The sequence below is a fragment of the Pseudomonas fragi genome (assembly GCF_025426255.1).
In the GTDB taxonomy this organism is placed as follows: domain Bacteria; phylum Pseudomonadota; class Gammaproteobacteria; order Pseudomonadales; family Pseudomonadaceae; genus Aquipseudomonas; species Aquipseudomonas kulmbachensis.
Map to the genome: position 1 here is coordinate 3407998 of NZ_CP104861.1, position 20496 is coordinate 3428493.

General features: G+C 51.5%; 12 protein-coding genes and 2 pseudogenes. 11 read left to right on the forward strand and 3 right to left on the reverse strand.

Features of this window, described 5'->3' with window-relative positions; genetic code table 11:
- Positions 1-136: 136 nt before the first annotated feature.
- Positions 137-4102: a DUF4365 domain-containing protein gene (locus N7D90_RS15805; protein WP_261738886.1), complete on the forward strand. Its 3966-nt coding sequence runs from the start codon at positions 137-139 to the stop codon at positions 4100-4102.
- Between the two features lie 521 nt (positions 4103-4623).
- Here the strand turns inward: N7D90_RS15805 and N7D90_RS15810 are convergent.
- Positions 4624-6837, reverse strand: a complete 2214-nt coding sequence (locus N7D90_RS15810) for an AAA family ATPase (protein ID WP_261738887.1) — start codon at positions 6835-6837, stop codon at positions 4624-4626.
- A 246-nt stretch (positions 6838-7083) separates the two neighbouring features.
- On the opposite strand from N7D90_RS15810, the pseudogene N7D90_RS15815 reads away from it, so the two are divergent.
- From N7D90_RS15815 to N7D90_RS15835, 5 genes and pseudogenes are all read left to right on the forward strand, one after another.
- Positions 7084-7732, forward strand: a pseudogene (locus N7D90_RS15815) (IS3 family transposase); the annotation flags it as partial.
- Between the two features lie 93 nt (positions 7733-7825).
- Complete coding sequence (locus tag N7D90_RS15820) at positions 7826-8443, forward strand: 3'-5' exonuclease (protein WP_261738888.1); 618 nt, start codon at positions 7826-7828, stop codon at positions 8441-8443.
- Between the two features lie 233 nt (positions 8444-8676).
- A complete protein-coding gene (locus N7D90_RS15825) occupies positions 8677-9291 on the forward strand; it encodes a hypothetical protein (protein WP_261738889.1) in 615 nt (204 codons plus the stop codon).
- A complete protein-coding gene (locus N7D90_RS15830; protein ID WP_261738890.1) occupies positions 9291-10388 on the forward strand; it encodes an XRE family transcriptional regulator in 1098 nt (365 codons plus the stop codon). The genes N7D90_RS15825 and N7D90_RS15830 overlap by 1 nt, the downstream gene beginning before the upstream one ends.
- A 180-nt stretch (positions 10389-10568) precedes the next feature.
- Positions 10569-11306, forward strand: coding sequence for a site-specific integrase (locus tag N7D90_RS15835; protein ID WP_261738891.1), 738 nt, complete (start codon positions 10569-10571; stop codon positions 11304-11306).
- A 1208-nt stretch (positions 11307-12514) separates the two neighbouring features.
- On the opposite strand, the pseudogene tnpC reads toward N7D90_RS15835, so the two are convergent.
- A pseudogene (gene tnpC, locus N7D90_RS15840) lies at positions 12515-13234 on the reverse strand (IS66 family transposase); the annotation flags it as partial.
- Between the two features lie 674 nt (positions 13235-13908).
- Here tnpC and N7D90_RS15845 point away from each other — a divergent pair.
- The 3 genes from N7D90_RS15845 (at position 13909) to N7D90_RS15855 (ending at position 15975) form a co-directional block, all read left to right on the forward strand.
- Positions 13909-14910 (forward strand): hypothetical protein, encoded by a 1002-nt coding sequence (locus N7D90_RS15845; RefSeq protein ID WP_261738892.1) that lies wholly within the window; start codon positions 13909-13911, stop codon positions 14908-14910.
- A 52-nt stretch (positions 14911-14962) separates the two neighbouring features.
- Complete coding sequence (locus N7D90_RS15850) at positions 14963-15373, forward strand: DUF4259 domain-containing protein (protein WP_261738893.1); 411 nt, start codon at positions 14963-14965, stop codon at positions 15371-15373.
- Positions 15374-15624: 251 nt separating this feature from the next.
- Positions 15625-15975: a hypothetical protein gene (locus tag N7D90_RS15855; RefSeq protein ID WP_261738894.1), complete on the forward strand. Its 351-nt coding sequence runs from the start codon at positions 15625-15627 to the stop codon at positions 15973-15975.
- A gap of 1298 nt (positions 15976-17273) precedes the next feature.
- On the opposite strand, the gene N7D90_RS15860 is transcribed toward N7D90_RS15855, so the two are convergent.
- The gene (locus tag N7D90_RS15860) at positions 17274-17729 is read right to left on the reverse strand and encodes a hypothetical protein (RefSeq protein ID WP_261738895.1); all 456 of its coding nucleotides are present in this window, start codon (positions 17727-17729) and stop codon (positions 17274-17276) included.
- 465 nt (positions 17730-18194) lie between these two features.
- On the opposite strand from N7D90_RS15860, the gene N7D90_RS15865 reads away from it, so the two are divergent.
- Positions 18195-18785 carry a class I SAM-dependent methyltransferase gene (locus N7D90_RS15865; RefSeq protein ID WP_261738896.1) on the forward strand — a complete coding sequence of 197 codons (591 nt, stop codon included), beginning with the start codon at positions 18195-18197 and terminating at the stop codon, positions 18783-18785.
- 752 nt (positions 18786-19537) lie between these two features.
- Positions 19538-19918 carry a type 1 fimbrial protein gene (locus tag N7D90_RS15870; RefSeq protein ID WP_261738897.1) on the forward strand — a complete coding sequence of 127 codons (381 nt, stop codon included), beginning with the start codon at positions 19538-19540 and terminating at the stop codon, positions 19916-19918.
- The last annotated feature ends 578 nt before the right edge of the window (positions 19919-20496 follow it).

Genomic DNA, 20496 nt, shown 5'->3' on the forward strand with positions numbered 1-20496 from the left:
TCCCAGATACATAGATATTGATCCCATACTCTGATCCCAAGCCCGGTTTAGAGGGCTGTATACTCCTGAAAAAATTGCTCCGAGAAACGCCTTTTTACGCCATCAGCGCCCTTTTTGATTATGCCGAGGTAGCACCATGCCAGTTGACGGGCCTTTGCCTGGGACGGGTGATCAGCACGACATCAATGCCGATGCAACACGTTGCCTGATGGCTCGTCATCCCAAGGATTGGCGATTGCAAAGCCTGGAAGGGACAGACGACTATGGCTATGACTTCCAAGTGCAGACCACGCCGAATCAACGCGCGACAGATATTTTCCGTATCCAACTTAAAGGCACCCGCTCTCCGAGCCTGACGGCGGATGGCGAATACATTTCGGTCACTCTGAAAGCCACCACTGTCCGCTATTACGCCCGAGCCGTTGAACCGGTGCTCTTGGTGATCTGCGACCTTTCGGTAAACGAAGATCCTGTTGACTGCCCCCTTTACTATGCCTGGCTCAGGGATGAGCTGATCCGCATCACCGTCGATGATCTGTCTGCTGAACGGAAATACGTCACCCTTCGCGCGCCAACAACGAACATTCTGAAGAGGACTACAGATCTCTCAGAGGGCATTCGCCACCAGAACGAACTGTCTCGCGTGGGGCACATACTGAGCCAGCGCGCCGAGCAAACCCACCCAGGGATGCAAGCAGATGACCGCTTAACCTTGGTTCAGGGGGTGGTAGAAGGCGTGGCTGCAAGAGGGTCTGCACTGATGAACGCCTTGGCAGGCTCAACAGAAGACTACTGGGTCAACCCAGCTCGGGACACGCTTGCCTGGAATCTGACTCAGGCCAAAGCGGATCTCCGGGTAACTGCGCTGGATCGAGCAAAGATACAGCTCGACGATGCAGAGCCCAAGCTAAAAGAATCGACCACCCTTGAGCGCGCAGAATATTGGCGTCTACGTGGCAACTGGCAGGTTCAAACAGGGGATAACCAAGCGGCAGCCTCTTCATACCAGAACGCGTATGAGGCAACGCCTTTGCCCAAGTACAGAGCCGCTTTGGTGGAAACAGAGATCCGCATCAGATTCGAACACGATAGCGACTCGCTTGATGAGCTGCATGATCTACTGGAGGGTGAAGACCCAATAGTCATCGCTGTTCGTTCCCGGCTCCATGCTGTGCAAGGGCATTACGAGCTGGCAATTGAGCTGGCTGATTTGCTTCCAGAACCTCAACGGTCTTTCGCCAGAGCGTTTGCACATTGGTTGTCTGAGGAGACTGCAAATGCTCTGGCGGACTGCGAAGCGGGCCTTGCATCCTGCGAGGCGTCCGATGACATACGTGAACTGTTGCTTTTGCTTAGGGCCCGATCCAAATTTTCCCTCGCGTTGGCCACCGCCAGTACGCAGCGACGTGAATTTATCCCACCAGCAGGTCTTCCGGGTGTAGACCTTCAAAAGCTTGAGGAGGCTTGGGCTGCGATTAACGACGCTGTGTTGTCCATAAAGGCATCAGGCTGGGATTCTAATATAGAGCAGCTCGTCGACATTTGGGGCGCCACAGCGTCGGCACTCGGCAAGGCAGAGTCGATACTTGCAGACCTGAAGGATGCTGCGCAGAAACGCCCGGACTTACCTCATATCCATGAGGTCTTACGGGGCATTGCAGGTCAGTTATCGGACTTCACCCTAGCGTTGTCGGCAAATGATCAGTTACCCGATTCACCGGACAAGCATCTCTGGAACACGCTCCTGCTATATGAAACCCGGAAGTTCCGGGCATGCTACCAAAGCTTCAGCGTATACATCGGTAGCGTGGATCGCAGCCATCCCCTATTTGGGTCGGCTGTCACAGCAGCCTCTATTTCTGCCCACAAATCCGTTCAACCTAGCCTCGTGAAACAGTGGATGGGTCTGCTCGAGTCGGATCCTGATTTAGCTCCCCAAGCCGCCCTCGCACATTTTTATCTCCAGCTGGAGATCAGCAGGTTGGCCAAAGATGAGGCTTTGAGGTCGCTGCAGGCCAGGTATGAGGAACTAGATCGGCCCGTGAGCATTGCGCTCACGCTCCTCCACGAGCTTGATCCTACCGATTCAGAAAGTGCGATGCAGTGTGTTCGACTCTCCGAAAGGATAACAGAGCACTACGTGCTCTCGCCCGCGATGGCTGCGCGCCTCGGGATGGCGTTGGTGACCTTGAAAGATTGGCAGGGCCTTGTAGAACTGTGTCAAAGCAATAAAGTCCGCGTTGAGCCGGGTGATCGAATGGGGGCCTTTGAGGCATTGGCACTTGATCATCTAGGAGAAACGGAAAAAGCCCGGGATCGGTTGTTGAAAATTGTAGCTACAGGATCCGACGACCCACTGGCTCTGAACACCTATGCCACGATCGCCACTCGCTGCGGCTACGTCGATGACGCCGTAGAGGCGGCGGAAAGGGCTCTCGAAACTGCGAAGTCCAAAGGGGAACAGTTGGAGTTCGTAAAGTTACTGTTCTTTCTCATTCAGTTTTCCGACCCAACGAGCGACAGGCTATTGGAGCTGGCTCTGCGAGCAGGCGAACTAGTGGATCAGAGCGTAGAGAGCCAGGAAAGCACCTATTTGATGATGCATCTGAGCGGCAACATGGGTGGACGCAGTGAAATCGACCTTGCCAGGGATAGAGAGCAATTCCGAATACGCGCTGATGCATTTTTCAGAAATTTCCCGAATTCCCGGATGCTCTGGAAAGGCGAAGTTCGAGAGGGCGCCTCTGGCAGGGAGTTGGTTGAAAGTCTGAAAGCATTGACTGGACTAACGCCCGACAGAGAAGCGTTCCAGAAACGGCTGGAGCGCTCCCTACGGCAGGGATCAAACACCATCCCTTTCTCATGGCGCCCGCGACTGGTGCTGTCCTGCATTTGCGATATCGTGCATCTGTGGGAAATTGCCAAGGTATCCAGCCGGGATGATCGGCAATATCACCTGGCGATGATCAACGATATTGGTTGGCAACCAACCGGGGCCGATGCCCTGCGCAAGCGAGTGCCCTTGCTGGATTGGACAGCGCTGCTAGTCCTCAATGATTTGGGGCTCATTGACGCCGTCATCATTTTCTTCGGTCAAATTGCAGTGGCCAGAGCCACGATGGAGGAGCTTGCCGAGTTCACAAATCCTTTATTCGGAAGCCCAATGCGAAGCAAATGCTTGGGCCTACAGAACGCCTTGAAACCTCATCTCGCTTCTATCCTCCAACCCTCCTCTCCAGAGGAAGCAAACGAAGCATCGTCCTCAAAAGTCATTGGGCGAAGCAACAGCGAAATGGTGGAGATATGCGCTAAAGAGCCAGAACGGTACAGGCTCTATTCTGATGACGAAGCGCTGCGCACTTTTTGTGCCGCAGGTTCCGAGGTCGATGGCTTCTGCACGCTTGACGTCCTGGCCGCCCTGACAGAGGTTGGGCAGCTCTCACCACTTGAAAAAGCAGGCAAAGTTGCCCAGCTGTGCGAATGGCGGGTCGGGGTAATCGTACAGCTATCCGAAATTGTGCAGTTACTCCCTCCGGCTGTCTTTACTGCACAAACCGTACGTCAAGGCGTAGAAATCTTTGACGCAGAACCTAGGTTCATCTCAGTGATCTCGGCGCTCTGGGATTTCCGTGCGCCCTTTGAGAAAGCGCTGAGGCATGCAGCATCGGTGCTACGCGCACTGGTGGCGCAGGCTCTGCTTCCTGAGATTGGGTTAGCTGCGCTCATGCGACACTGGCATGTCAAAGCAGCTATGAAGAATGATGCCCCTGATCAGGCCCTTGAGACCATAGTCCTTTTGGTCATCACCGCCTCACTCATGGGTCATTTGCCGAAGGCTTGCGCCAAACGACTCTGGGCGGTTTACAGGTTGTTGGTCGAGTCTCACCATGGTGACCAAATGGACGAACGTCTTGAGAGGGTTGCTATCCAGTTGCTAGGTTCGAATTGTGCTCAGTTGGAATCCGTAGCGGCTGGCGAAGGGTTGCGAATCTTTACCGAGCTCAATGAGAGTCTAACGAGGGGCACGATTGACCAGTCCGATTTCGCCAACGCTTACACCAGAGCACGAATAGCGGCACAAAGCCCCAAATTCGGACGATGAGTACGAGGCCGCAAACGCTGTACGATGGGGTCAAGCACCAAAGGTTAGCGTTAAAATTGACATCGTCAGAACATAGAACTTACTAAGCCTGAACGAAAGGTGCAGCTACCACCAAGGTTATCCATTACCGCTGAGGCAGGGAGCGATGGTGCTTGCACACCGACTCCCAACGACCAAAGCGGAAACGTTCGTATTGTCGTACAGGTACGACTTTGGCATGACTAGTCATGACGATATCTCCATTTTTTCTCAGCGTTGCCGCTGATAGCCTTTGCGCCCCATGCGCAAAGCTATGCGGGCTGGGAGGTCAGGCAGGATGGAAATGGAAATCCGTTGGTGGTAGCTGCGTGGCGATACTAACAGGCTAGGTAGCAGCAGGAAAGCAGATAAGTAGCGTTTAGCCATTAGAGCGCTAGGCTTGTTTATGAGTGAGGAGTCATCATGCTCCCCCTCACCGATGCTTACGGCTGAAAGTCTCATCTGAGGAGCTCCGTCTCAGGGGCTCAGACCCTGAGTCCGGTTCAATCATCTCCAGCATCACCCTCTTTTGCTTCGGCCTCTCCCATCATCATGCTGTAGTGTTCGGGATACCCGGACTCAACGAAAACAGCCTTGAATTTTTCAATGAGCTTGTTGGGCTCCCATCCGCCAAAGTCGGTGATATTGATCGCAGTGCCGTGTGATTCCCGGTTGATGTAGCGATAGAGGGCCTTGAACTCACCGCTGTCTTTCTTTTCTAGGGATTCCAGAGCCTTGAGCAAATCGTCTCTTTTGTGAATGAAGCCAAAATAGTGCTCAAGCACGTTTCGCATCATGTTGGGTAGCACGGTGGCATGCACCTTTGCTTGGCTTGCGTCCTTGATCACTTGCCAGTACGTTTCGTAGTCGTTCTTAATTTCACTGGGGCCTAGTGCTGTGATGTCGCTGAATCCGCCCTTCACAACTCGGAAACATCTGTATTTGTTGACGATATTCCGCGGTGCATTTTTGAGGAGCTCGTGAAAGAAAAACAGGTTATGGGTCATCACCAAAACCTTTTTGAAGTTAGCCTCAGGTCGCAGAATTCGGTGATAGATATGAGCGGCAACCTCATAGACGTAGTTGTGCGACAGGCTGGAGATCGGGTCGTCGATGACGACGACGCGACTACCCAAGACCACTGGTGAGTCAGCCTCGACACTGCCAATACATAGTTCCAGGAAATAGAGGAAGGTCACCAAGGTTTTCTCCCCCTCACTCAGTGACTGAAAGACATCCCCTGTGCCGCGAGGACGGACGAGCCGATAGCTGGTTTGATCGCTTGCCTCCTTTTCGATGGAAAAACCGCTGAGACCTATACTGGCTAACGAATCGTTTATGTTCTTTACCGACTCTTCAATATTAGTAATTTGCGATCGATGCACTGAGATGGATGCATGAATCCCCCTCGAATCGTCATCCAGAAGGATCAGGCTCTCGTCACACGCCTTAAGTTTCACATCTAGTTCAAGAGCAGCGTGTTTGTGTGCCTGCATAATGGGATCCGCCTGTTTGCGCAGGAGTAGCCACAACTCCAGATTGATCGCCTTGAGCAGCTGATCCTTCTTAACGATCCTGTCGTTGTACTCCTCAATCTTGAGCCGCTGTGCTTCGATGGCAACGTTGAGTCTGTCGATAATGTCAGCGGTTGGTTTGAGAGTAATGACCTTCGAGACAGAAACTTTCTTTTCGCTAATTTTTGAGGTGTTATCGGCAAAGGCTTTGACCAAGTCAGCCACGGCCTTCACAAATGCGGGATTTTCCTGGATCGGCGAGCTTTTGTAGGGTTCACTATCCAGGGTTGTCAGCAGTGAACGGGCAGCCTGATCATAGCCTTCCTTAAGCTTCAGCAGCGTCTCGATCTTATCGTCGTAACTTTTATCGAAGAGACGTTTTACGTTAGACTGGAAGTCGTGAGGCAGCACTTGCTGACAGAGTGGGCATTGACCTTCAGATTCGGCGACAAAGGGCATCGCGCTCTTGACCCAGTCCGAGCTTCCAAGCTTCTCGATCAACCCTGCCAGATACGAGTCTCCTGAAGGCGTAATGACTTCGCTAAAAATAGTATGGCCTTCAGTGGCGGACGCCTTGAATACGATAAGTGCCAGATCAGCTAAAAGCTCACCATCAGAAGATTGTAGGGCCTCCGCAGCTTCGGCCAGCTCCACCGCTGCGCGCGTCGCAACCGTGGGGAGAGTCATGGTTTCCAAGCTGTTTTTGAACTTCACCTTGTTAGTGTGAAATCCGTCGAAGCAGTAGTGCAGGCTGTCTTGCTGGAGGTCTTTTTTTATTTCCCAGATAAGCTCCTTGTACCGGTCATCCTCCTTGGTCAATAGGTCGGCAAATTCTTGTCGATTATTAGCGACATCTAGGCGTTGTAATCGCACCTCCTCCAAGCGCTGCTCATCATTACAGATCGCCGCTTCAGCTTCGATATTGCCCTGATTAAGCGTGAAGATCCCAGGCTGGGTTTCTTGGTGGAAGTTTTTCTCCACGAACGCCTGGTTATAGACAAACAGTTGATCCTGACTGATCGCCGGCACGACCTGACACTGCTTGTAATCCTTGTGTGCGAGGTCTTGCAGGTAGTTGGCGATAGTGGATTTACCGCTGCCGTTCAGCCCATAGATGAGGTTGACGCGCGTCAACGGCCCAAGCGTGACGGACGCATCTGAGGAGTAGCTGGTAACACCTTTAAGTGAAACATGTTCGATCACGAGAGTCATCCATGGGAGGGTGAATATCAAATTGCCACCAACCTACCACTCTGTCGAAGGTGTTGCCCATAATGCCCCCAAAAATAGACACTCTTCGTATTCTCTGCGTAAAGCACTCGCGACGTGACACTTTGGCCCGAGCCCCTACCTCCCATCGCCGACGGCTTCATCCCCAACAAAGACCAAGGAGAAGATGAAAAAACCTCCATTCGCCTTAAAAGGGTTTATTTCCTTATAGAGGCGTTCACCTATGGGTACCGCAAAATCCATGACAATTTGCGCGATGTCGGTGAGAGTTGTGGTCAGCATCGTGTGGTGAGGTTGATGCAACTTGAAGGTCTGCGCACTCAGACAAGGCATCGACGTAGACCTGGAAAGTACGGCGGTATGCCAACGGTTGCCTCTCCCAATTTACTGAAGCGCCAGTTCGTTGTCGTGAAACCCAACAAGGTTTGGGTCACCGACATCACCTACATTCGTACGTATGAATGTAGGCTGGTCGATGAAGTCGCAGATGACCAGTGATTTAGTCACTGATGCGTTATTGATGGCGGTTTGGAGGCGTTAACCGAAGCAATAGGTGATGGTTCATCCCGACCAAGGCAGCCAGTACAGCAGCTCCGATTAGCGCAGCCTATTGAAGGCAAACAATTTGGTTGCCTGCATGAGTCTCCGAGGCAACTGTCATGACAACGCCGTAGCCGAGAGCTTTTTCCAGCTTCTAAAGCGGGAACGGATCAAGCGAAAAATCTACACCACGCGGGAAGATGCTCGGAGTGATGTGTTCGATTACATCGAGATGTTCTACAACGTAAAACGCCGCCATGGTTTCAACAATCAGCTGTCACCGGTAGAGTTTGAAAAACGTTACGCAATGAGCTTGCAAGGTGTCTAGAGAATCCGGGGCGATTCATATCAACGCCTTCAGAGCATCGCTATATGCACCTTTAGATGTACCTTTGAGAGATCACTTTAGGACATCAATGCCATGATCATTGAAGCAAAGCTCCTTTACCTCCAAGCCATCAAAAACCTTCTCGCGCCACACCGTTACCTCTATTGCGTAGATCTCGAGGCAACCTGTGATGAGGTAGAGGATTCGGAACAACTGAGGCCGCTAGCAGTCCCCCCTGATCAAATGGAAACGATCGAAATTGGCCTGGTGGTGATCGATTTGGAAACGTTTGAGGTCGTCGATGAGTTCCAGCGCTTCGTTCGACCTCAGATCAATCCTATCCTGACCGCTTTCTGTAAAAAACTTACGTCAATTCGTCAAGAGGATGTGGATAGCGCACGAACCTATGTGGAGGTTGGCCAGGAGCTAGGAGCGCTTATTGCGCGATATCCAAACGCTGCTTGGACATCGTGGGGTGACTATGACGCAAGGCAGCTAGAGCGAGACGCTGGGTTTGCTGCGTGCCCTTCCCTACTTGAAGGTTTGCCCCATTTCAATGCTAGGAAATGGCATGCAGGCTTACATGACAATCCACCAAAATCACTTATGCAAACAGTAGAGTCGTTGGGCTTGATTTGGCAGGGTACCTATCACCGTGGGATAGACGACGCAAGAAATGTGGCTTCCATCGTGAAGGAAGTGCTTAGCTAATTTATGAGCCGGGCCATTGGCCCGAAGGATCGACCTCCCCATTTACGTCAGACTGCAGCTACGAGCATTCGAAGATAGTGCAGGCCGAGTTTTTGGAATGCATGGAAGCCAACAGCAGTTGGCATAAACCATTCCTAAACTACGCTCGCAAGCAGGGTTGACAAATCTCCACATATGCACAAAAATCACGGTTGACACTAATCGTATTTTGCATAGTTTTTGGAGAGTATCGAATGTCTGAAACCCAACACCCCAGCTTTTTTGCACCGAAACTCCATCCAGAATTTCTCGAGAGGATTTGCCAGGAGGTAGTGTCGGTCGCCTATGGGGCGCTGGCGGATGCATCGACTGAAAACGACACAGCTTGGACACGTGGCACGTTGCTATATGGGCGAGTCCATGGTTTGTTCAAAAAGCTGAGTCGTGATCCTTCCCTACCTTGGCTGATCCTACGCAATAGCACCATGGACTATACGATCAGCATCAACGATGTGCTGTTCCAGGTAGTGATGGACGATCCAGATGCGCCAAAAAAGTCGTATCGCCTTCTGGCCAACGATGTCGAGCTTATGCAGATGAGCTTATTCGACGCGAATCCAGAAGAGATCGTGACCTGGCGCTTGTTCGTAGATAACGATCACAATTTCGAATCGCCAAAGCTCACGGCGACTGTGGTTGGCTTCGATATCAACCGAAACGTCATTTGCCATTGGTCACATGAGTACAAAGCGCGAATTCCGGTCAAATCTGCCCATCTGCCAGACGCCGTTGAGTTTGAAGATCCACAACCTGTGCGTCGTAACAAAGATGCTGAAACTGAAACCACTACAGACGTTGATGTGACTTAATGGACGAAAGAACCAAACAGCTTCCTCTCGGCGACGAGTTTTCACCCGACAAACTTCGCCTTGCGCGTTGTGCGGCGGGCCGTTCGCTTGCCGAGATAGGGGAGCTATTGGGAGTTACCCGCCAGTACGCTCATAAGCTTGAGGTAAACGCCATTCCCTCCCCTACTCAACTGGCAACGCTGAGTGCTTTACTGGGTGTGAGTAGCGAGTTTTTCTTCACCGCTAGGCGAAGCTCTGTGGAGCTTGAGCAGTGCCATTTTCGAAGCGTTCGAGCCTCTACTCAGACGGTCAAAAAGTCTATTGCCGCACAGGTCGAATTGTTCGAGCTGCTGATTGACGAGCTAGACAAGGAAATTGCCTTTCCACCGGTGAGCTTCAAAATGTTCGAGGAGCCACTCGCCAGCGTGGATGTGATTGAACAAGTTGCCGAACGTTTTCGAAGAGATCAAGCGCTTGGATTAGGGCCTATTTCCAACATGACCAGGCTGGCTGAAAAGATCGGTGTACTCGTTGTAAGCATTGCAGATGCGGATGATCGGGTGGATGCGTTCTCTCTGTATAACAAGCGCCCCCTCATCGTGCGCAATACGGCAAAAATGAATCCATGCCGCCAGCGCTTTGACCTTGCTCATGAGCTTGGTCACCTTGTAATGCATCAAGGCATAGAGACGGGCTGCCACGACACTGAGAGTCAAGCAAACCAATTCGCGAGTGCCCTATTGATGCCTCGCTCCAGCTTTGCCGGAGAGTTTCCCACCATGCGTGGCAAGTACCTAAATTGGCAAGCTCTCGGTGAGCTAAAGCTTCGTTGGAAGGTAAGCTTCAAGGCTCTAATCTACCGCGCCCAGACGTTGAATCTAATTACTCAGGAACAAGCGAAATCCGGTTTTACCTACCTAAATCGAAACGGATTCACCAAACACGAGGAGCTGGATGGTGAGATACCAATGGAAATGCCTGCGCTCGTACAACGTGCGATAGATCTGCTGGATTACACGTCCTGGAGAAAGATACTCCGTACAGCAGGGCTTGAGTCCAGAACCGTGGTGGAGCGATATTTGCTGAGAGTCCCGACCTCCCCTTTATCACTTGTCTGATCAATCATGGTCATCGTCGTGTTGAGCCAAGGTAGATTACGAAATGCTAAGTGCCGATTGAGATATCAGTCGATATGGCTGAAGAAACTTGGCTTCCTATCCCATATCGAGTAAAGATTTCTGCCATCCCAGTAGTCCACCCGCCCTTGACTGTCTACTGATCGCTTCGCCCGAAAAACGGTGTCGATATTTCATGAACTTCTGGCTTTCCACAGCTTCCGGCAAGGGCAAACGGCTGACATCGGGAAGACACATAGTCATGGTTCGAAATTGCGCTCAAGTCAAAAATCCACAGAAGCGGCTCGAGGCGTAATTCACGAAGCATCAGATTCGTCAGGCACTGTACCCTCGGACTCCGCGTCTTTCGTCCTATCAAAAAAAATTCTGAGTGAGCATGAGCTTAATGCCATCGCGGAGGTAGTCCACCGCAAAGCCATCCTTCGTGATCGAGTTTTGTTTTCGGTGCTGCTCTCAGGTATCCGACAAACTGAATTACTCCAGCTCAGAGTCGAAAACGTAATCTACACCAACCATAAAGTCATGCTGGACTTTCCATCCGCCAAAGCGGATGCGAACCGCCAACGAAGCCTTTTGACTCCAATCGATGCAGGGTTGATTCATAGGTACATTGAAAAAAGTGCGCTCTCTAACGGGGATTACCTGTTTCCATCCAGCAAGAACGCTACCAATCCAATGACCGCCTATGAATTGAATAAAATTTTGCGCTCATGGTTATTGGAAGCACAAATTGATCCCACGGGATTATCGGTTCATGCAATGCGACTTTCAGTGATTGTTCGATTCATCCGAGCTATTACAGAGTCAGCGCGTGCAAACGAGACCAGTTTGCTAGGTCACATCCCTCCTGAAATGTCGCGCTACTACCATTCTTCGCGAAATAAAAAGCCGAGAGCATAAGGTACCAAAGGGAGGGCCCAAGCTTCAGTCAAATGAAGCTCGATCGCTCCCAAGTCACCAAGCTCCGAGTAAGCCCTTACTCGCAGATCAAGCGGTATTCGAATCAGCTATTGACTGCAGCCGAAAGCGGCTGAGGTAGGAGCAATGGACGGTTTCCACTAATGGGCGCGAATCTATGCGTAGCCGGGCCAATCGGCCCGAAGAGTCGACCTCCCCGTGGAGGCCACCTCATACCGCAGCCTAGCGATGGGCAAGCCATGACTCGAGCGTAGATTGAACACAAACTCCCCTCTCACCGCCCACGAGGTCTGCCAGGTGCTGACGGACGTCGGGCTGGGTAAACGCATCATGATACGAAGCTCTATACAGTCTTGGAGTGAGATCTACACGGTCTCATGCCCGTAGAGTATCTAGGCTCGGGCCAGAATCATGAGGTACGACTTGATTCTGACCCTTCCTCAATGACCCCTATTAGCCGGCTCTCGATCCAAACTCTGCGATACATCGTTGCAAGCCTGTCACATCAGCTTCGAATACATCCAGCTCAAGAGCGCTGCTGGGCATCTCCTCAGACTGAGCATGTTCATACACTGAGTAGCGGGTCATCAGTATGCGTCCGGGCATTACGCCTTGCATAACTGAACCGATTGCCACATAGGGCGCTATGGGGGCGCTTCGATCTGTACCACATTACTCGAGCGGTAGAGGAAACCATGGATACCTCAAAATACGGTATCCTCATGGAACGCCCTTTCTGATCATTTACAGCGAGTTGCAGCGAGAAAATAGATGGAAATATCCAGTGTTCGCGCCCAATTCTCTAAGTACTCCAAGGAAGAACTTCGAGCGATCGCAGACCGATTAGCTGGGCAAGAACCTGCCATCATCTATTGCTGCGTTGAGTTCATTGTGGCCGAAACAAAAGGTAATGGGCACGGGCGGATAAGGGCTCTAATGTGTCGCCGTCTCAAGCACTGCGCTTTGAGTCGAGCAAGCCAAACCAAGCTCTTGGTTTGCATTCTTCTGCGCCTCCAATCTGGAAAATTCTCAGAGCAGTTTAAAGATCAACTTCGCCTAGTGATGCACATCGACCCGAAGCAAACCGCTAGTGCCTGCGTTCGTGCAGTGTCGAGCGAGTTCGCCCACGTGCGGAGGTATGCAGTGTGGGTACTTGGTCGAGTAGCTTAATCTTAAGATCTATGTAAGCGTCAGCCTAACTCGTCTTTCGCAAGATAAGTAGGCATCCACTGATGCGACAGTAGTTGATCAATCTCATTGGCACGCTGCGTCGGCAGGCGCGTGAGAACATCCTTCAGATACGCATACGGATCATGACCATTCAGTCGCGCAGACTGGATCAGACTCATAATCGCCACTGCCCTTTTGCCGCTGCGCAGCGAACCTGTGAAGAGCCAGTTCGTGCGCCCAAGAGCCCATGGTCGGATCTGGTTCTCGGCCCAATTGTTGTCTATAGGTACGGCCCCGTCATTGAGGTAGCACGACAGCGCTGCCCAGAGTTTCAGGCTGTAATCCAGCGCTCTGCTGATCGCCGATCCTGCGGGTACAAGATCACGCTGGGCGATCATCCAGGCATGCAGCATATCCATCACTGGTACCGCTTTTTCTTGCCGTATTCGGCGCCGTAAATCCGGTTCCAGGTCGCGGACTTCCCTCTCGTTTTCGTAAAGCAACTGGATATAGCGCAGGGCTTGCTCGGCTAGCTTGCTCTTGTTGGTGGCGTGCAGTTCGAAGAACTTACGACGTGCATGAGCCAAGCAGCCGATCTCAGTCACGCCCAGTTCGAAGCTGGCCTTGTAACCGCCAAAATCATCACAGACCAGCTTGCCCTTCCAGCCTTGCAGGAAGTTGCGAGCATGCTCACCGGCGCGGCTGGGACTGAAGTCGTAAACCACCGCTGCCAACTTCGAGAGCTGGCTGATCTTCTTGCCATTGTCTCGACAGCCTTGCCCAGGGTGTCAACTTGGTGGTCGAGTATCTCGACACGCTGAAACAACTGCGCCGCCCATGCGCGCAGTTGTTCACGATTTAGAAGGTCGGAATTGGGGAGAGTCATGGTGCCGACCTTGCCAGACGAGGTAACTCACGACGATAAACCAATATGCTAGATGACTTCGCCAGCCGCATACAACGCAGCTGCGTTAAGCGCGATTTCAATATGAGTTATGGTCGGGCCGATCTGCTGCGGGCCATATAGATGAATGCTTATCTAAGGCTATCCAGGGAAATTCGCTCCTCAACAGCAAATGGTAAATGCCCAGCTTTGGATAAGGCAGCAAGCATGCGTATTTACATTGTGGGATTTCAACGTAGATAGACTTGGCTGCGAGCAAAGCGTTGCGTTGGAGCGGCTCAGATTAGCAGAGCCCGCAGCGTAATTGACCGAGGGCCAGCAACTTCAGAATTCTCCTATAGCCCTTGTGTACCTAGCCTTATAGGCTGCATGGCCAGTTTACGTACACAACACAGTGCTGACATGACACTGCCCAATCGAGTGGGCCAAGAGCGCATAGGCTCGGAAGTGCAGAAATAATTCTCCGTTCGCACTTTCCTTTCATCAACTGCATCAGGGAAAAATAAGAAGATGCCATTCCTCTATTCATCGTTCAGCGACCATCTTGCAGCGCTGCCGGTCGAGCACGCGCGCCATGGCAAGGCGTTGCGTGCCGCCATGGAGCAGGAGGTGCGCAGGCCGTCCAATGCCGACATCTCGGCGTTCCTGTTCCTACCCGACCAAACGAATCACCCCGACCACGGGAACGCGGCCCATGTCTTCGCGCATGCGGTCGAAGACATGTACGGCCCGAAACCATGGGTCGGCGACGAAATACCGCTGCTATTCGTCGGCTACCACGCCAAAAACTGGTTCAACGGCCGGCGCACCGCCCAGGGTCTGCTGCTGACCGACCAGGCGATGTATGTGCAGGACGGCTTCAACGCTCTGCGATCCTCGCCCTTGCTAGCCCAGGGCAACACCCTGCCCTCGCGGGCCGAAGACGCAGGCGATTTCGTGTCGATGCTGCTCGGCCGATACAAGGACAGGAAAGGCTGGGCCGCCCTAGCGGGCCGCCCCGAGGCGACCCTGATGAACCGAATCCACGTGCTGCTCGCCGCCGCCGTGAAGACCGTGATGAACCACCACGCGCAACACGCCAGCCAGCGACAGGCGCCGCAAAGAATATGGACAGTGAACGGCCTGATTGCCGACCATGCCGCCGCCGGCACCCTGCTGGGCCAGGCAGATGCCAAGACAGCCAAGAAGCTCGACAAGGTTGCCGGCAAATTCCAGATTCCAGCCGACGAGACCTTGCAGTTCGCGCTGGTCGACTTTCCGTTGTTCGGCGGCCCTTACGGAATTGCGCTGACCACAAAAGCGCTGCACAGCCGAGACCTGTTTGAAGCACCGGTGCGTCTAACGTTGGACAGGCTCGATGCGCGCTCGCTGCGGCTTTCGGAGAAAGGAGACGAGGTGCTCAATGATGCGGGCGTGCCCCTACAACTGACCGCGCACGCGAGCGCCGATCTGAAGGCATCCTTCATCGAACTTCTCAAGCAAGAGGTGCTGCGATTGCAGTCCACCGATTGAGCGGCGCATGCGCAGAAAGTTGGAACTACAACTTAACTAAAAGAGCAGAAAAATGGGCGCGTGGTCGCATGAATCTTTTGGCAACGACACAGCTTGCGACTGGTGCGGGCCGCTGACCAGCGAGCTAGACCTTGCCTACGTCGACAAGACCCTGCAAACAGTGCTCGATACGGGCGATGAAGATCTCGACATGGACGCAGCTAGCGAAGCGATTGCAGCCGCGGAGGTGATTGCCCGAGCGAAAGGCCGCTTCGGTGTACGCGATGCGTGCTCCCAAGCCATCGACGATTGGGTGGGGAAAGTACGGTCAGTGCCAAGCGCTGCGTTGCTGGCAAAAGCGCGTGCAGCCCTTGACCGCGTGGTGTCAGAGCCGTCTGAACTTCTGGAGTTGTGGCAAGAGAGCGAGGACGCAGAGGCTTGGTTATCGGCCGTAGCGCAGCTTCGCGAGCGCATCGGCTCGTAAGGGTCAGCCGGAGACAGTCTGCCTTGGCCAAGCACTTACCTTTCTTAATTCTTGTGTTGCTAGTAAGCGCCCGCCTGAGTCACCTTGCGAGACTCAGACGGGCATCATCCGGGTTTGTAATGCATCGATGTGTGATCGTGCCGCCAGAATCCATACGCTGCCATGGCAGGCCCAGTACCAAACGAGTCGCGGGAGTGTCTAGAAAACCCGGGGCTATTCAGTGTTTGTTAAGAATCTATAAGGAAAATATTGTGGGAGTTTCTGTTTACTATACGGCAGAGCGAGCCAAACCGCTTTCGACTCTTGAGAAGAACGCTATCGAGTCTATTCAGAATGAGTATTCTGCTAGTATCAATGTTGAGGGCGAATGTTTGGATTTTTATGATTCCGATGATTATGAGGGCAATGTAATATTAGATGGTTCAGTGAAATTGCCACTCTACTCTGAGGATGCCGCGACAATTGGACTTCGGCATTGGCGGAACTGTTTAACTGAACTTCGCCGAGCCATTTCAAACGCCGAGTGGAAAGTTGCTTTGGAGGATGACGAGTTCGACTGGGATGAACAGCATGGATGGTCTCTACCAGGCCTTGACGACTAGAAATTTCAAAGTGGTAGTGACTTCAGCGGCGTTGGCTGGGGTCAGCCATTGATAGCAGGACAATTGCAGAGAGACATATTTCTATGGCGAAGCGGGTTACACTTGGATGCAAAGATGGTCGAAAGATGATCTGGTCGATATGCGCCAGGCTAAGCAGTCGCCACAAAACACCGGTTGGTTCAGACCATTGCTACTCCTGAAGCTGGCTTAACGTGCTTTATTTTCCGTTTTATGAAGCCCATATGCCTGGACGATAAAAGCGGAGAGTTCGTCCTCAATAGCTGGATTTACATGACGGCAATTCGTCCCAGCACCGAGTTCAGAGTGCCGCCCTCAACATGTATTGGTTGGCCGCTTACGCAGGGAATACCAAATATGGGGGTAGGCACTTGGCTACTGTCGCTCGGTCTGATTTCGCAGACGAAAATCCCCTAACCCTCTCGAAATGGCAACGTCGTAGAAAAGGGAGAAGTTCCTAGCTTTAACGGCTTTCAATACCTGCTTCAAAAGCCACACAGTCAATATGCTCAACATCCAAAGGATGGCACTTCATGCGCAATGCATGCTTCACGCTGGCCATGATATTACTTCTGGCGGCTTTCGGCTCGCCTCACCAAGCACTGGCGTCCACACCCTCTGTGCCCGATCAGGACAATACGTTGGTGATGCCTGCTGTTGGGTACGCTATCTCGCCTAAAGGCGCTAAGTATCGGAAGCCGATGACACGTGCGGCGCACTCGGTTTGCTGTATTCGGCCGTACACGATCGGCTGGAGGCGCGATTTGAGATTATACTCCCTCTGCACGACGCCAGCCCTAAGAGTACTTTGCTAAAACTAGAGAACGTAGACCTAGCGAGCATCAGTAGTGGCGGCCCCACCATCATGGTTGTACATGCCCAGCTCGAGCACCCCGGGAAACCGCTAGAGCAGTTCCGAGCTCTGCGCCAGGGAAACATGAAGCCGTCCGAAATCACAGCTGAGACGACCGAATGCAGCATGATCGACCCAGTGATTGACGCATTAGCCTACGATATTGCGCAGTGGATGCTCAGCTATTACTTTCATGAGACGCAATGACCAAAAGTACACAAAAAACATCCTACTGCTTCTACAGCTGAATAAAAAACTCAATGGGTTACGCTCCGGTTCTTTTTCTGGAGATGATACACGCACGACAACGAACCCCGAAGCATCCGACTTTTTGAGTAGAAGAGGGGTGGATCCCCCCCTTCTAACTAAACTGCTATTACCTATCCCACCTCATATTTTCATAATTTAACATTGGTCAAAACCAATATCATTTTTTTGCATGTTTGAGTGATGCAGCAACACATCCCAACACTGACATAAGTGTACTAATGATCAGTATAGCGGTGTCATGGCCTTCAACCTGAGACCAAAAGCCCACAAAAAGTATGATAAGAGCAATTGAAATAAGTAATGCCAGTACAGCGCTTAATACTCTACGGCTACCTACAGGCACCGCCGCACCGCCAACATAGACGGTTATGTAGTAAACGAAAAATACCAGAATCGCACTCGAATAATACCACAGAAACTCGGGCAAAAAATTTTGAAGAACCATAACAAGCGTTCCAATGATAAGATAACGAGAAAGAAAAAAAGCTAGCAGTACGGCGGGAATCATACTTATCCAGCGAGCGGTTGGTGACCACCCATGCATAAAAGAAAACCCATCATTCTCATCAAACATAGTTTTTTTTGATTTATCTTTATGATCGCTAATATTCATATGCCTACTCGAGTTTAATTTACTAAAACGCCAACAACACATCTATCAACGTTGTTCATACAAACCACAGCTACAAGAAGCTATTGAAACAACTTGATAAAAGATGTAGATCATCGCCGACCTAACTAGGATTGGATATAGGATAACTCCTAAACTCTTAGTAAAAGCCTGACATTCCTGGTAAAGAGTGATGTCCATTTTTTGAGACTGGAAAAATCTTAATCGTTCGACATCAGACCTTTCCTTTCGCTCTATGGTATGAATCGCCCCCGGCTGCTTTAGACACCTTCGAGAGGCTGCTTATGACAGATAACGGCCTATCACGAGTGGCTACACTCCGGCCAGAGCTGCATTTCACCTATCCACAAAAAGACGCTCAACGTATCCTGCAGAAAGAAAACAATGAAAAGGAGTTCGAATGAAAACTGATTTGCAACAAACTCAAGAAATTATGATGTTTTATCCATGACTAGCTGGGACGCTTTTTATGATGAGGCCGAGCGTCGAGGCCCTTCCCTTCTGCTAGCCCGAGCGATGAACCTTGCTGGCAACAAGGCAGCCGTTCGCCAAGCCGTAGATTTGGGGTGCGGCGCAGGGATGGAAGCGCAGCAGCTTATGCTGTCGGGCTGGGATGTCCTGGCTGTCGATAACGAGCCAGAGGCCATTACCCGCACGATTGCAAACTGCTCAGGGCCCTATCTCGGAACACTGACTACTTGCCTCTCGGATTTTGAATGTTTACTTGCTCTACCTAGATCAAACCTAATCCACGCCGGATTGGCATTGCCTTTTTGTCGGCCGAAAAGCTTTAAGCAACTCTGGGATCAGGTTCTACATGCTCTCGAGCCAGGGGGAGTATTTGTCGGGCATTTTTTTGGTACCCAGCATGGCTGGTCGAAGCTTCCCCATTTGACCTTCCACTCCGAGCAGGACATCCGTCGGATGTGCAAGGGGCTGGAAGTAACTCATCTTAGAGAGACGCAAATAATGACACAAACACCCAATGGCCCACTAAACTGGCACCGTTTGAACTTGATTGTTCAAAAGCCTTATTAAATGTAACAAGTAAGAGCTACGGGTAGAGAGAGGCTATAACGCACGACCGCTATCGGCTGAGGTTGAGTGAAAACGTTAACCGTCTAGAGAGTAAGGGCCAATTCAGAGAGACTGGTTCCACGCCTTACTGAGATAAATACGGAAATTACACTGGGTACACGCAGGGAGTGCGGGATGTATGGCTCACTGGGCAGGTGTCCACCTCCACCGCAGAGAAAAATGCTTCTGTTTGAAGGGATGGTCGTAGTAGAGGGTTTACCAATATGTACAAGATCGAATAGTAGGCCAGCACGCGGGTGTATCGGAAAGCGTTCATTGCCCAATTGGGGTTGCGGGGACAGTCAATGAACGCTTTACCAATGCATCTGGTATGGCTTTATCCATTAGCTCGAAATAGCCTAAACCAACGTGACTCGCAATAGTTATCGCATAAAGGATCTAGTGGTGCAGTACGATGTGAAAGCACATGAGTACAAAGCATTGTTCCGCAACACACTGACCCCTAATGGGCCGATGAATTGCGTGACAGAATGCTCGCGACCGATATCCCTCTGTGATCCAAAGCCGAGCAGACTATAGATAGCGTGTGCTTATAGCGCATGGAATGCGCGCCCGCTCCATCATGCGTAAGCTCTTTGCAACTAATGTGTGTCAGATCACTTTTTTCAAAAAAAAACAGCTGTATCGAAGCAAAACTCACGATCTGTGCCAAAACTGTCAATGCGTTCCTTAAGTCCCAAAGGAGCTTCAGCATGAACAATAACAGATTAGCAATATGTGCAATCCTGCTCTTTGTATTGAGCAGTAGTAGTTTGGCTGCTACACCATTAGGCCAGGGCGTTATTCAGTTTAACGGCAGTATTGTAGAGTCGGGCTGTACTACCAATGTAAGAGTTAGTTCGACTTTTGAGTTGCAAAGATGTCCGCGCCAAATATTTAGCAATGAGGTCAATGTGCAGAAAGTTGAATCGGCAGGCGCTGTTAGAGCTGCCGAGTATTCCAGCGTCAAAGTCAAGTTGCTAGCGAGCGGCAGTTCAGACGGCCGCTATTACAATCAACAATACGGTCTGGTGGATAGATCGGGCAAACCGGTGCTATCTGGAAGTTATTTAATCACTGTAATTTCTCCCTGAAGACAAGTCGTAAACCTGCATATGATCAGGAACCTTAGATCCAGAATGGAGATGGACGGGCAATTAACCCGCCCATCTTTTTTACTTTCTGGTCTCTGTAAAAGCGCGTACACGTAGCCAGCGATCAAAGAGTGGTCGCACAGCTATAGCCGTTGGGGAAATGGCATAAATGACGAATCGAAAGGACAGAAGTGAACCCAGCCCTAGGATGAAAGCCATCATCAATCAGGATGGTAAGGAAATAAACTCTTCAGTCCGCGCACGTGGGCAAAACCACTCAGGTCTGCGCGTGGCTAGCGAGTGATCGATTTGCGAAAAACACGCTTATGTCCCCCACACACTCAAGCCAAGTGCGGGGGCTTTTCTGTACCTGGGGAAACTCCTCCCCCTACACTGGTACGCTATACCCTGAGCTACTGGTTTACACAGTGCGGGCCACTAACTCGGAACCGTAAGAAATCAAGAAAACCTATGCCGTTACCCGCCACCCTGTCTTATCAACACCGCTTGCGCGATCTACGCACGCTATCCCCTGCTGCTCCCTAAATGGCGAATCATACAGATCTTAGCGTTCAAGG